This window comes from Klebsiella sp. P1954 (genome assembly GCF_018199955.1).
Lineage (GTDB): Bacteria > Pseudomonadota > Gammaproteobacteria > Enterobacterales > Enterobacteriaceae > Klebsiella > Klebsiella pneumoniae.
This window is the reverse complement of record NZ_CP073373.1, coordinates 1,990,372-2,002,560: the sequence shown is the minus strand read 5'-3', so window position 1 is coordinate 2,002,560 and position 12,189 is coordinate 1,990,372. Positions and strand designations below refer to the sequence as shown.

Below are 12,189 nucleotides of genomic sequence, written 5' to 3'. Positions count from 1 at the left end.
GGGGAGGACTACATGGCTGGCTGGCATCTTGATACCAAAATGGCGCAGGATATTGTGGCGCGGACCATGCGCATCATCGATACCAATATCAACGTGATGGATGCCCGCGGGCGGATCATCGGCAGCGGCGATCGGGAAAGGATTGGTGAATTGCACGAAGGTGCGCTGCTGGTCCTCTCCCAGGGGCGGGTGGTGGATATCGACGACGCGGTCGCTCGCCATCTGCACGGGGTTCGCCAGGGGATTAACCTGCCGCTGCGCCTGGAGGGGGAGATCGTCGGGGTGATCGGCCTGACCGGCGAGCCGGAGTCGCTGCGAAAATATGGCGAGTTGGTGTGCATGACAGCAGAGATGATGCTGGAGCAGTCGCGGCTGATGCATCTCCTGGCCCAGGACAGCCGTCTGCGCGAAGAGCTGGTGATGAACCTGATTCAGGCGGAAGAGCATACCCCGGCGCTGAACGAATGGGCTCAGCGTTTAGGCATCGATCTCAATCAGCCGCGCGTGGTGGCGATGATTGAGGTAGACAGCGGTCAGCTCGGCGTGGACAGCGCGATGGCGGAACTGCAACAGTTACAGAACGCGCTGACCACCCCCGATCGCAATAATCTGGTGGCCATTGTCTCGCTCACGGAAATGGTGGTGCTGAAACCGGCGCTGAACAGCTTTGGCCGCTGGGACGCTGACGATCACGTCCGGCGCGTCGAGCAGCTTATCGCCAGGATGAAAGAGAATGGCCAGCTGCGCTTTCGCGTGGCGCTGGGCAATTTCTTCACCGGCCCAGGAAGTATCGCCCGCTCTTACCGTACCGCACGGACGACGATGATGGTTGGCAAGCAGCGGATGCCGGAGAGCCGCAGTTATTTCTATCAGGATCTAATGCTGCCGGTGCTGCTTGACAGCCTGCGCGGCGGCTGGCAGGCCAATGAGCTGGCCCGTCCGCTGGCGCGTTTGAAGGCCATGGACAACAACGGGCTGCTGCGGCGGACGCTGCAGGCGTGGTTTCGCCATAACGTGCAGCCGCTGGCGACGTCAAAGGCGCTGTTTATTCATCGCAATACGCTGGAGTACCGGTTGAACCGTATCTCGGAGCTGACCGGCCTGGATCTCGGTAGCTTTGACGACAGGCTGCTGCTGTATATCGCGCTGCAGCTGGACGAACAACGCTAAGACGTGGAGGCAAAAAAATGCCGGGTAGCGACGCGCCATACCCGGCCTGGACGATGCATGCTGTCTGGAGTGGATAGAGACCACCAGCCCGGCCAGGCAACGCGCCGCCGGGATGCTCTTACTTACGGGTGAGCTTTTCCAGATCGGCTTCGATTTCGCTGATCTTATTGGTGACCACGCTTTCCAGATGGCGTAAATCGTCGAGGATTTTACGCTTGAGATCGATTTCAGTGCGATCGCGCTGGCAGATCTGATCTAACTCGTCGATAACGTAGCGCAGATTGGGGCTGATCTCCTGGACCTCTTTGTAGCCCTGGCCGACGCCGTCGGCGACGACGGTTTTGCGCTGACGCGGATATTTGAACTTCACGCTCTTGGCGAAGAATTCGCCTTTGTCTTTCTGAAAATAGATTTTCAGAATGTCGTTGTTAGCTTCCTGCCGCAGGCTATAGCGATCGATCTCATCAGGGTTGGTAATGCCAAGACTTTTCAGATTATCGTACATAACGGTACCTTTGATAGCATCATAACCATTGAATAATTAACGAAAAAATCCATTTTCGCCAGCATCAAATATAAAAAAAGCGGGATATCTCCCGCTTTTTATTTGCTTTAGTCGATGGTGCGCAGCAGTTCGTTAATGCCGACCTTGCCGCGGGTTTTGGCATCGACTTTCTTCACAATCACCGCGCAGTACAGGCTGTATTTACCATCTTTCGACGGCAGGTTGCCTGAGACTACCACCGAGCCAGCCGGTACGCGGCCGTAGAAGACTTCGCCGGTTTCGCGATCGTAGATTTTGGTGCTCTGACCGAGGTAAACGCCCATGGAGATGACGGAGCCTTCTTCGACAATCACCCCTTCAACCACTTCAGAGCGCGCGCCGATGAAGCAGTTATCTTCGATGATGGTCGGGTTCGCCTGCAGCGGCTCCAGTACGCCACCGATGCCGACACCGCCGGACAGATGCACGTTTTTACCGATCTGTGCGCAGGAGCCGACGGTGGCCCAGGTATCAACCATGGTGCCTTCGTCAACGTAGGCGCCGATGTTAACGTAGGACGGCATCAGCACAGTGTTGCGGGCGATGAACGCGCCCTGGCGCACGGCGGCCGGCGGCACCACGCGGAAACCTTCTTTCTGGAAACGCGCTTCGTCGTAGTCAGCGAATTTCATCGGCACTTTATCGAAGTAGCGGCTTTCCGCACCATCGATAACCTGGTTATCGTTAATACGGAAAGAGAGCAGTACCGCCTTCTTCAGCCACTGATGCGTCACCCACTGACCGTCGATCTTCTCAGCGACGCGCAGCGCGCCGGAATCAAGAAGGGCGATAACCTGGTTAACCGCTTCGCGGGTCACGGTATCCACATTAGCCGGCGTAATGTCGGCGCGACGCTCGAAAGCGGACTCAATAACGTTCTGTAACTGCTGCATTGTTTCTTTCCATTCACTAAAAAAAATACGTCACCCTTTATCGTTTGGATTGAGGGCCGCTGTCAACCGTTGTTGCACTTCTTGTTGCAGCTCATTATTAAGGGCACGCCGGTCGGCGGTGGCGATTATAAATAAATCTTCTACTCGCTCACCAATTGTCGTAATTCGCGCCCCGTGAAGCGATATCCCGAGGTCGGCGAACACCTGCCCGACGCGGGCGAGCAGCCCGGGCTGGTCGAGCGCTATCAGCTCCAGAAACGATTTTCGGTCGGTATGGGTCGGCAGGAAATTCACCTCGGTGTCCACGGAAAAATGGCGTAGCTTTGCCGCCTGACGACGCGGGGCCGGAGGCTGCCAGCTGCGCTGAGTGATGGTCTGCTCCAGCCCCTGGCGGATCGCCTCGTGGCGGTCGGCGGAAAGGGGGCTGCCGTCGGGCTCAAGGACGATAAAGGTATCCATCGCCATACCGTCGCGGGTGGTGAAGATCTGCGCGTCGTGGACGCTGAGGTTGCGACGGTCAAGTTCGCCACACACCGCGGCGAACAGGTAAGGGCGATCCGGGCTCCAGATAAAAATCTCCGTACCGCCGCGGGTGGCCTGCGAGCTCAGCAGGATCATCGGCTTATTCAGATCGTGGCGCAGCAGGTTGCGGGCGTGCCAGGCGAGCTGCGTCGGCGTATGTCGCACGAAATAGTTGGCGCGGCAGCGGTTCCAGATCTGATGCAGCGCCTCTTCATTAATATTGTCCATCCGCAGCAGGGCCAGCGCCTGCAGCTGATGGTGACGCACTCGTTCGCGCATGTCCGGGGTGCTTTGCATGCCGCGACGCAGCTGCTTCTCGGTGGCGAAATAGAGTTCACGCAGCAGGCTCTGCTTCCAGCTGTTCCATAAGGTTTCGTTGGTGGCGCAGATATCGGCGACGGTCAGACACACCAGATAGCGCAGACGATTTTCCGTTTGCACCTCCTCGGCGAACTGCTTAATCACCTCCGGATCCTGAATATCGCGCCGCTGGGCGGTGACCGACATCAGCAGGTGGTGACGCACCAGCCAGGCGACCAGCTGCGTTTCGCGCGAGTTCAGCCCGTGCAGCTCGGCAAACTTCAGCACATCCTGCGCGCCGAGGATCGAGTGGTCGCCGCCGCGCCCTTTGGCGATGTCGTGGAACAGGGCGGCAATTAAGATCAGCTCCGGGTGCGTTAAGCGCGGCCACAGCTCCACGCACAGCGGGTGGCGGCTGCGGGTTTCTTCTTTGGCAAAGCTTTCCAGCTTGAGCATCACCCGGACGGTGTGTTCATCGACGGTGTAGGCGTGAAACAGGTCGAACTGCATCTGGCCGACGATATGCGACCACTGCGGCATATAGGCCCACAGTACGCTGTGGCGATGCATCGGCAGCAGCCCGCGACTTACCGCCCCCTGATGGCGCAGCATACTAAGAAAGAGCGTGCGCGCCTCCGGGATATAGCACAGCGGCTGGGTGAGATGACGGCGGGCGTGGCGCAGATGGCGCAACGTTGTTGAGTAGATGCCGGTGATGGTGCTATTGCGCACCATGATATAAAACATGCGCAGAATGGCCTGCGGTTCGCGAATAAACAGCGTGTCGTCACGCAGATCGATAAGGGTGCCGCGCAGCTGGAAATCATCATCGATCGGGCGTGGTTTTTCATCCTCGGTCAGGGCGAGGATAGCCTCCTCAAACAGCTGAAGCAGCATCTGATTCAGCTCGCTCACCCGGCGGGTAACGCGGAAGAAGTCCTTCATCATGTGTTCAATCGGCTGGTTGCCGTCGCCTTCATAGCCTAGCCGGCGGGCCACGCTGAGCTGGCGGTCGAAAAGCAGACGGTTGTCATAGCGCGTGAGTTCGAGATGCAGCGCGAAACGGATGCGCCACAGCTGATGCAGACACTCATTGAGTTCATTGCGCTCGGCTTCGGTCAGAAAGCCGAAGCCGACCATCTCATCCATTGAGGTGGCGCCGAAATGGCGGCGAGCCACCCACTGTAGCGTATGGATATCGCGCAAGCCGCCGGGGCTGCTTTTCACGTCCGGCTCGAGGTTATAGCTGGTGCCATGATAGCGCTGATGACGGACGTTCTGCTCTTCGACCTTGGCGGCGAAGAACTTTTCCGATGGCCAAAAGCCGTCGCTAAAAATATGTTTTTGCAGTTCAAGGAACAGCGCGACGTCGCCGATCAGCAGGCGCGATTCGATTAAGTTGGTGGCAACGGTCAGATCCGAGAGACCTTCCAGCAGGCACTCTTCGAGGGTGCGTACGCTGTGGCCTACCTCCAGCTTGACGTCCCACAGCAGGGTGAGCAGTTCGCCGACTTTTTGCGCCTGGTCGTCCGGCAGTTTTTTACGACTGAGGATCAGCAGATCGACGTCTGAGAGCGGGTGCAGTTCGCCACGGCCATAGCCGCCGACGGCGACCAGCGCCAGGTCGCTGACAGATTCAAAACCGCAGGCGATCCATAATCGCTGCAGCAACTGGTCGATAAATTCGGTGCGCGCCGCGATGAGCTGCTCCGCGACGATGCCGGAGTCAAACGCCTCGCCCAGCCAGTGCTGGAAGGTATCGATGTGCGCCTTGATTGCGGCACAGTTCAGATCGCCCTGCGGCCAACTCACCGGGTGTTCCGGCGGGACGGGCAGGAGAGGGGAGGCTGTGTCAGGTAATAAGTTGCTCATCGCGTCACCATAAGAAAAAACTATCTAATAAAAAAGCCGGCGGGCGCCGGCTTTTCATCATTCATCGTGCGAGATTATCGCCGGGATGGTGTCATCCTTGCGTAGCGTCAGAATTTCGCAGCCGTTGTCTGTCACCACAATAGTATGCTCGTACTGCGCAGACAAGCTCCGGTCTTTGGTTTTCACCGTCCAGCCGTCTTTCATGCTGCGGATCTCTTTTTTACCGGCGTTGACCATCGGCTCGATGGTGAAGGTCATGCCTGGTTTGAGTACGACGTTGGTCTCCGGCGAATCGTAGTGCAGCACCTGAGGTTCTTCATGGAAGCCGCGGCCGATACCGTGCCCGCAGTACTCGCGAACCACGGAGAAACCTTCGGCTTCCACAAATTTCTGGATCGCCGCGCCGATGGTGCGCAGGTTGATGCCTGGCTTCACCATTCTCAGCGCCAGGTACAGGCTTTCCTGAGTGATGCGGCACAGGCGCTCGCCGAGAATCGTCGGTTTGCCAACGATAAACATTTTGGAGGTATCGCCATGGAAATCATCTTTAATGACGGTCACGTCGATATTCACGATATCGCCATCTTTCAGCAGCTTGCCGTCATCAGGGATACCGTGACAGACCACTTCATTGACCGAAATGCAGACGGATTTCGGATAGCCGTGATAGCCGAGGCAGGCGGAAATGGCCTTCTGCTCGTTAACGATATAGTCGTTACAGATGCGGTCCAGTTCGCCGGTGCTGACGCCCGGTTTGACGTAGGGTTCGATCATTTCCAGCACTTCGGCGGCCAGGCGGCCGGCAACGCGCATTTTTTCGATGTCTTCAGATGTCTTAATAGAGATAGCCATGGAGTATGTCCAGCAGTGTCGATATTTTCGACAATAATAGAGTAAGTCCTGTCAATGGTAACAGTCCGGGCAGGCTGGTGCCAAACTGAGAATCATTAACAGCACGCGACGTCAACAAGAGTTGGTGTCTGGATGGATTTTGTGGTATAAAGCGCGCCGGACTTCCGTTCCATCTCAGATACACAAGGATGGACGTAAGCGACATAGCTCACTTTGTGTAATAACACACACGTATCGGCACATATTCCGGGGTGCCCTTCGGGGTCGGTAATATGGGATACGTGGAGGCATAACCCCAATTTAATCTATAGAGGTTTTAAACATGGCAACTGTTTCCATGCGCGACATGCTCAAGGCTGGTGTTCACTTCGGTCACCAGACCCGTTACTGGAACCCGAAAATGAAGCCTTTCATCTTCGGCGCGCGTAACAAAGTTCACATCATCAACCTTGAGAAAACCGTACCGATGTTCAACGAAGCTCTGGCTGAACTGAACAAGATCGCTGCTCGTAAAGGTAAAATCCTTTTCGTTGGTACTAAGCGCGCTGCAAGCGAAGCGGTAAAAGACGCTGCTCTGAGCTGCGATCAGTTCTTCGTGAACCATCGCTGGCTGGGCGGTATGCTGACTAACTGGAAAACCGTTCGTCAGTCCATCAAACGTCTGAAAGACCTGGAAACTCAGTCCCAGGACGGTACTTTCGACAAGCTGACCAAGAAAGAAGCGCTGATGCGCACTCGTGAGCTGGACAAGCTGGAAAACAGCCTGGGCGGTATCAAAGATATGGGCGGCCTGCCGGACGCACTGTTCGTTATCGACGCTGACCACGAGCACATCGCTATCAAAGAAGCAAACAACCTGGGCATCCCGGTATTTGCTATCGTTGATACCAACTCTGATCCGGACGGCGTAGACTTCGTTATCCCGGGTAACGACGATGCAATCCGCGCAGTAAGCCTGTACCTGGGCGCTGTTGCTGCTACCGTTCGTGAAGGTCGCTCTCAGGACCTGGCTTCTCAGGCGGAAGAAAGCTTCGTAGAAGCTGAATAATAAGGTTTAAGCCCTTATTAGTACCGTGTATGAATAGGGGCCCATTATCGGCCCCTTTTTTCAATTTACGCTGTTTGGCCGTTGGCCGGGCAGTATCCACATCTCCCGAGGATTTTAGAATGGCTGAAATTACCGCTTCCCTGGTAAAAGAGCTGCGCGAACGTACTGGCGCAGGCATGATGGATTGCAAAAAAGCGCTGACTGAAGCGAATGGCGACATCGAGCTGGCAATCGAAAACATGCGTAAATCCGGCGCGATCAAAGCGGCGAAGAAAGCAGGCAACGTGGCTGCTGACGGCGTGATCAAAACCAAAATCGAAGGCAACTACGGTTACATTCTGGAAGTTAACTGCCAGACTGACTTCGTTGCTAAAGATGGTGGTTTCCAGGCATTTGCCGACAAAGTACTGGACGCCGCTGTTGCAGGTAAAATCTCCGACGTTGAAGTTCTGAAAGCGCAGTTCGAAGAAGAACGTGTTGCGCTGGTTGCTAAAATCGGCGAGAACATCAACATCCGTCGTATCGCTGTTCTGGAAGGCGACGTTCTGGGCAGCTACCAGCACGGTGCGCGTATCGGCGTTCTGGTTGCCGCTAAAGGCGCTGACGAAGAGCTGGTTAAGCAGCTGGCAATGCACGTTGCTGCAAGCAAGCCGGAATTCGTTAAGCCGGAAGACGTGTCTGCTGAAGTGGTAGAGAAAGAGTACCAGGTTCAGCTGGACATCGCGATGCAGTCCGGTAAGCCGAAAGAAATCGCAGAGAAAATGGTTGAAGGCCGCATGAAGAAATTCACCGGCGAAGTTTCTCTGACTGGTCAGCCTTTCGTTATGGAGCCGAGCAAATCTGTTGGCCAGCTGCTGAAAGAGCACAACGCTGACGTGACTGGCTTCATCCGCTTTGAAGTGGGCGAAGGCATTGAGAAAGTTGAGACTGACTTTGCAGCAGAAGTTGCTGCGATGTCCAAGCAGTCTTAATTTTTAAAAAAAGGAGCCGCCTGAGGGCGGCTTCTTTTTGCGCCCATTTTGTAAATTCAGCCAACTGCTTATAGTGGCCGCGCTGAAATGCGACATACAATGTCGCCGGAATTAACACATCTCATTCGTTGACAGTCTCAGGAAAGAAACATGGCTACCAATGCAAAACCCGTCTACAAACGTATTCTGCTGAAATTAAGTGGCGAAGCGCTGCAGGGCTCAGAAGGCTTCGGTATTGATGCAAGCATACTTGACCGCATGGCTCAGGAGATCAAAGAGCTGGTTGAGCTGGGTATTCAGGTTGGCGTAGTAATTGGTGGCGGTAACCTGTTCCGTGGTGCTGGTCTGGCGAAAGCGGGTATGAACCGCGTTGTGGGCGACCACATGGGCATGCTGGCAACGGTCATGAACGGCCTCGCAATGCGTGATGCGCTCCACCGCGCCTATGTGAACGCTCGTCTGATGTCCGCCATTCCGCTGAACGGCGTATGCGACAACTACAGCTGGGCAGAGGCGATCAGCCTGCTGCGCAACAACCGCGTAGTGATCCTCTCCGCTGGTACCGGCAACCCGTTCTTTACCACCGATTCCGCAGCCTGCCTGCGCGGTATCGAAATTGAAGCCGATGTGGTGCTGAAAGCCACCAAGGTTGACGGCGTATTCACCGCTGACCCGGCAAAAGATCCTTCTGCCACCATGTACGATCAGCTGACCTACAGCGAAGTTCTGGAAAAAGAGCTGAAAGTCATGGATCTGGCGGCCTTCACCCTGGCGCGTGACCATAAATTACCGATTCGCGTCTTCAACATGAACAAACCTGGCGCCCTGCGTCGCGTGGTGATGGGCGAAAAAGAAGGCACATTGATCACGGAATAATTCCCGTCAGCGCCAAATCCGGGTAATATTCCGCTTTACTTTCGCGGGGATATTGCCCGGTGATTTTCATTAAATCTGACTATACTTAGCTCATTTTCCGACGGGTGCCCCGTCTGGTCTGACTGAGACAAGCTTTCAAGGATTCGTAACGTGATTAGCGATATCAGAAAAGATGCTGAAATCCGCATGGAAAAATGCGTCGAAGCATTCAAAAACCAAATCAGCAAAATTCGCACGGGTCGTGCTTCTCCGAGCCTGCTGGACGGGATTGTTGTTGAATACTACGGTACTCCGACCCCGCTGCGCCAGCTGGCCAGCGTCACCGTCGAAGACTCCCGTACCCTGAAAATCAACGTCTTTGACCGTTCTATGTCCGCGGCCGTTGAAAAAGCGATCATGGCGTCAGACCTCGGTCTGAACCCAAGCTCTGCCGGCAGCGATATTCGTGTCCCGCTGCCGCCGCTGACCGAAGAGCGTCGTAAAGACCTGACCAAGATCGTGCGTGGTGAAGCCGAGCAGGCGCGCGTTGCCGTGCGTAACGTTCGCCGTGACGCCAACGATAAAGTCAAAGCGCTGCTGAAAGAAAAAGAGATCAGCGAAGATGACGATCGCCGTTCTCAGGATGACGTGCAGAAAATGACTGACGCCGCCATCAAAAAAGTTGACGCGGCGCTGGCAGACAAAGAAGCGGAACTGATGCAGTTCTAATGCTCTGCCCTTACTCGGGCCAGACAGGCTCTGGCCTGAGTAAAATCTGAAACGCCGTACAGAAGACTGTACGCTCAATTCTCGGGATTGCGTTGCAACCGCTGGCCTTGTAGCCTTTAGCGCTTAGTTGAAGGCCTAATGCCGCCGTCTCATCCCCGATAGTTGCTGCGTAGGGGCTTGCTGGCGGCGTTTTGCTTTTTATTCTGTTTCCACTCTTCTGGACGTCTCATGAAGCAATTAACCGTTCTCGGTTCGACCGGCTCCATTGGCTGTAGCACGCTGGACGTGGTGCGCCATAACCCTGGTCGCTTTTCCGTCGCCGCGCTGGTCGCGGGGAAAAACGTTGACCGTATGGTTGAACAATGCCTGGAATTTACCCCCCGTTACGCGGTGATGGACGATGCGCAAAGCGCTGAGCGGTTGCGCACCCGTCTGCATGAGCATGGCTGTCGCACCGAGGTGCTAAGCGGCCAGCAGGCGGCGGCCGAGGTCGCGGCGCTGGATGAGGTCGATCAGGTCATGGCGGCAATCGTCGGCGCGGCGGGACTGGTGCCGACGCTGGCGGCGATCCGCGCCGGGAAAACGGTATTGTTAGCGAATAAAGAATCGCTGGTGACCTGCGGTCGCTTATTCATGGAGGCGGTGCAACAGTCGGGGGCGCGATTGCTACCGGTCGATAGCGAGCATAACGCTATTTTTCAGAGTATGCCGGAGACAATTCAGCAGCATCTGGGATACGCTGATCTTGCCCGGAATGGCGTCTCGTCAATCCTGCTGACCGGCTCCGGTGGGCCTTTCCGCGAGACGGCCGTGGCTGAACTGGCGGCGATGACCCCGGATCAGGCCTGCCGTCATCCCAACTGGTCGATGGGGCGCAAGATCTCCGTCGATTCGGCCACGATGATGAACAAAGGCCTGGAATATATTGAAGCGCGCTGGCTGTTTAACGCCTCGGCCCAGCAGATGGAAGTGCTGATCCATCCGCAGTCGGTGATCCACTCGATGGTTCGCTATCAGGATGGCAGCGTGCTGGCCCAGCTTGGGGAGCCGGATATGCGTACGCCGATCGCCCATACCATGGGCTGGCCGCAGCGACTGAATTCCGGCGTTAAACCGCTGGACTTCTGTCAGTTGAGCAATCTGAGCTTCTCCGCGCCGGACTATACGCGATATCCGTGCCTGAAGCTGGCGATGGACGCGTTTGACGTCGGCCAGGCCGCGACCACGACGCTGAATGCGGCTAATGAAGAGTCGGTTGCCGCGTTTCTGCATGGCGATATCCGCTTTACCGATATTGCGGCGGTTAACCTGGCGGTGCTGGATAAGATGGACCTGCAGGAGCCGCAAAGCATTGATGATGTTCTGGTTATCGACGCCGAGGCGCGCGCAATCGCTCACCAGCAGCTGCAGCGGTTGGTTGCGCAGGCGTAACGCGGTGATATTTGTGGGCGCAAGGCTTCGGTGATATAGTCTGCGCCACCCGATCGTTGCATTTTGTTGTTAAAGATTACGGTGGCCGTGACAAAACACGGCTTTTTTGCGTAAAGCTTTTGGTTGTTCTCTGCGATTGGCTGCAGCCCCGGCACCGGATAAAAATGCGTATCCAGCGCGGCCCGGTGGCCTCTGTTTGGTGGCTAGTTAATCCTTATTATGGACTTAAAACGCGTGATGTTGTCTGCTAATCAAACTGTCAGCGAAATATCGCCCACCCATGGCTGCCGTCATGTCGCCATTATTATGGATGGCAACGGCCGTTGGGCGAAACGGCAAGGTAAAATTCGCGCTTTCGGGCATAAGGCCGGGGCGAAATCCGTGCGTCGCGCGGTCTCCTTCGCGGCGAATAATGGGATTGAGGCGTTAACGTTATACGCGTTCAGCAGCGAAAACTGGAACCGTCCGGCTCAGGAAGTCAGTGCGCTGATGGAACTGTTCGTCTGGGCGCTGGATAGCGAAGTCAAAAGCCTGCACCGACACAATGTGCGTCTGCGGATTATTGGCGACACCACGCGCTTCAATGCGCGCCTGCAGGAGCGGATCCGCAAAGCGGAAGCGCTAACCGCAAACAATACCGGCTTAACGCTGAATATTGCAGCCAATTACGGCGGTCGCTGGGATATTACCCAGGGCGTTCGTTTGCTGGCGAAACAGGTACAGGACGGGACGCTGCTGCCTGAGCAGATCACGGAAGACATGCTGAGTCAGCAGGTCTGCATGCATGAACTGGCTCCCGTTGATTTAGTTATTAGGACCGGGGGAGAGCACCGAATAAGTAACTTTCTGATTTGGCAAATTGCCTATGCCGAACTTTACTTTACGGATGTTCTTTGGCCCGATTTTGCTGAACAGGACTTTGAAGGTGCACTCCATGCCTTTGTTAATCGAGAGCGTCGTTTCGGCGGCACTGAGCCGGGTGGCAGTCATGCCTGATGGGGG

11 protein-coding genes are annotated in these 12,189 nt (G+C 55.9%); 7 read left to right on the top strand and 4 right to left on the bottom strand.

The window, feature by feature from the left end:
- Positions 1-12: 12 nt before the first annotated feature.
- Positions 13-1,170, top strand: a complete 1,158-nt coding sequence (cdaR, locus tag KB890_RS09750; protein WP_002889289.1) for a DNA-binding transcriptional regulator CdaR — start codon at positions 13-15, stop codon at positions 1,168-1,170.
- A 118-nt stretch (positions 1,171-1,288) separates the two neighbouring features.
- Here cdaR and KB890_RS09745 read toward each other — a convergent pair whose 3' ends face one another.
- The 4 genes from KB890_RS09745 to map form a co-directional block, all read right to left on the bottom strand.
- The gene (locus KB890_RS09745) at positions 1,289-1,675 is read right to left on the bottom strand and encodes a DUF3461 family protein (protein WP_002889292.1); all 387 of its coding nucleotides are present in this window, start codon (positions 1,673-1,675) and stop codon (positions 1,289-1,291) included.
- A gap of 107 nt (positions 1,676-1,782) precedes the next feature.
- The gene (dapD, locus tag KB890_RS09740) at positions 1,783-2,607 is read right to left on the bottom strand and encodes a 2,3,4,5-tetrahydropyridine-2,6-dicarboxylate N-succinyltransferase (protein ID WP_002889295.1); all 825 of its coding nucleotides are present in this window, start codon (positions 2,605-2,607) and stop codon (positions 1,783-1,785) included.
- A 30-nt stretch (positions 2,608-2,637) separates the two neighbouring features.
- On the bottom strand, positions 2,638-5,301 hold the full coding sequence (gene glnD, locus KB890_RS09735) for a bifunctional uridylyltransferase/uridylyl-removing protein GlnD (protein ID WP_022631279.1): 2,664 nt from the start codon (positions 5,299-5,301) through the stop codon (positions 2,638-2,640).
- 57 nt (positions 5,302-5,358) lie between these two features.
- Positions 5,359-6,153: a type I methionyl aminopeptidase gene (gene map / locus KB890_RS09730; RefSeq protein ID WP_002889297.1), complete on the bottom strand. Its 795-nt coding sequence runs from the start codon at positions 6,151-6,153 to the stop codon at positions 5,359-5,361.
- Positions 6,154-6,475: 322 nt separating this feature from the next.
- On the opposite strand from map, the gene rpsB reads away from it, so the two are divergent.
- From rpsB to ispU, 6 genes are all read left to right on the top strand, one after another.
- Positions 6,476-7,201, top strand: a complete 726-nt coding sequence (gene rpsB / locus KB890_RS09725) for a 30S ribosomal protein S2 (protein ID WP_002889299.1) — start codon at positions 6,476-6,478, stop codon at positions 7,199-7,201.
- 119 nt (positions 7,202-7,320) lie between these two features.
- Positions 7,321-8,172 carry a translation elongation factor Ts gene (gene tsf, locus KB890_RS09720; RefSeq protein WP_004151930.1) on the top strand — a complete coding sequence of 284 codons (852 nt, stop codon included), beginning with the start codon at positions 7,321-7,323 and terminating at the stop codon, positions 8,170-8,172.
- Positions 8,173-8,322: 150 nt separating this feature from the next.
- Positions 8,323-9,048, top strand: coding sequence for a UMP kinase (gene pyrH / locus KB890_RS09715; RefSeq protein ID WP_002889306.1), 726 nt, complete (start codon positions 8,323-8,325; stop codon positions 9,046-9,048).
- Between the two features lie 150 nt (positions 9,049-9,198).
- Positions 9,199-9,756 carry a ribosome recycling factor gene (frr, locus tag KB890_RS09710; RefSeq protein ID WP_002889308.1) on the top strand — a complete coding sequence of 186 codons (558 nt, stop codon included), beginning with the start codon at positions 9,199-9,201 and terminating at the stop codon, positions 9,754-9,756.
- Between the two features lie 228 nt (positions 9,757-9,984).
- On the top strand, positions 9,985-11,187 hold the full coding sequence (gene ispC, locus KB890_RS09705; RefSeq protein WP_004178642.1) for a 1-deoxy-D-xylulose-5-phosphate reductoisomerase: 1,203 nt from the start codon (positions 9,985-9,987) through the stop codon (positions 11,185-11,187).
- Positions 11,188-11,424: 237 nt separating this feature from the next.
- The gene (ispU, locus tag KB890_RS09700) at positions 11,425-12,183 is read left to right on the top strand and encodes a (2E,6E)-farnesyl-diphosphate-specific ditrans,polycis-undecaprenyl-diphosphate synthase (RefSeq protein ID WP_002889316.1); all 759 of its coding nucleotides are present in this window, start codon (positions 11,425-11,427) and stop codon (positions 12,181-12,183) included.
- Positions 12,184-12,189: the final 6 nt, after the last annotated feature.

Bases quoted from the DNA above. Each gene is read 5' to 3' on its own strand.
- cdaR (WP_002889289.1), top strand. From the start codon at position 13: ATGGCTGGCTGGCATCTTGATACCAAAATGGCGCAGGATATTGTGGCG.
- KB890_RS09745 (WP_002889292.1), bottom strand. From the start codon at position 1,675: ATGTACGATAATCTGAAAAGTCTTGGCATTACCAACCCTGATGAGATC.
- dapD (WP_002889295.1), bottom strand. From the start codon at position 2,607: ATGCAGCAGTTACAGAACGTTATTGAGTCCGCTTTCGAGCGTCGCGCC.
- glnD (WP_022631279.1), bottom strand. From the start codon at position 5,301: ATGAGCAACTTATTACCTGACACAGCCTCCCCTCTCCTGCCCGTCCCG.
- map (WP_002889297.1), bottom strand. From the start codon at position 6,153: ATGGCTATCTCTATTAAGACATCTGAAGACATCGAAAAAATGCGCGTT.
- rpsB (WP_002889299.1), top strand. From the start codon at position 6,476: ATGGCAACTGTTTCCATGCGCGACATGCTCAAGGCTGGTGTTCACTTC.
- tsf (WP_004151930.1), top strand. From the start codon at position 7,321: ATGGCTGAAATTACCGCTTCCCTGGTAAAAGAGCTGCGCGAACGTACT.
- pyrH (WP_002889306.1), top strand. From the start codon at position 8,323: ATGGCTACCAATGCAAAACCCGTCTACAAACGTATTCTGCTGAAATTA.
- ispC (WP_004178642.1), top strand. From the start codon at position 9,985: ATGAAGCAATTAACCGTTCTCGGTTCGACCGGCTCCATTGGCTGTAGC.
- ispU (WP_002889316.1), top strand. From the start codon at position 11,425: ATGTTGTCTGCTAATCAAACTGTCAGCGAAATATCGCCCACCCATGGC.